Source organism: Paraburkholderia sp. CNPSo 3076 (genome assembly GCF_026343935.1).
Lineage (GTDB): Bacteria > Pseudomonadota > Gammaproteobacteria > Burkholderiales > Burkholderiaceae > Paraburkholderia > Paraburkholderia nodosa.
Window position 1 is genome coordinate 1 of record NZ_JAPMAL010000150.1, and the last position, 598, is coordinate 598.

At 58.7% G+C, this 598-nt stretch carries 1 pseudogene; it reads left to right on the forward strand.

The window, feature by feature from the left end:
- Positions 1-372, forward strand: a pseudogene (locus M3A49_RS42470) (IS3 family transposase); the annotation flags it as partial.
- Between the last annotated feature and the right edge of the window lie 226 nt (positions 373-598).

The window sequence follows — 598 nt, forward strand, 5'->3', positions numbered from 1 at the left end:
CTCGCGCAAGTCAAGGCGATTCACACGCAGGTTAAAGGCGAATGCGGCTGGCCCCGCATGTGGAAGGAGTTGCTCACACAAGGCGTGCGCGTGGGTAAAGAACGGGTTCGCAAACTGATGGCGCAGCATGGCATTCGAGCTCGCTGGGTCTACCTCGCGGTTATCGTCGACCTGTTCAGCAGGCATGTGGTGGGCTGGTCGATGCAGCCGCACATGAAAGCTGAACTGGTCACGGACGCATTGCGAATGGCGTGGTTCCGGCGTCGCCCTGACGCCGGCGTAATCGTGCATAGCGACAGGGTAGAGAGCGTCAAGCAGCGTGGCCGGTCATCGACAACTATTTTGGCCGGTCAACGGGGTAGTTGTCGTCGGTTATCAGGTCATATTTGACGTTGCTCCTTCGTAGTTGTCGTTGCGTGATCGCATAGTTGACGCTCACCGCTACTGTGTAGCGTTGCCATCGTCAGGCAACTGGCCGCTAAACGGGTTGGCCGGGTTGTCGGCGTGTAATTGACGCCGCCGTGCGTTCTGTTTGTCGCCGGCCTTGCGGCGGCGGTAGCTTTGGACGTTGAGCTCGAAGATCGTCGAATGATGCACA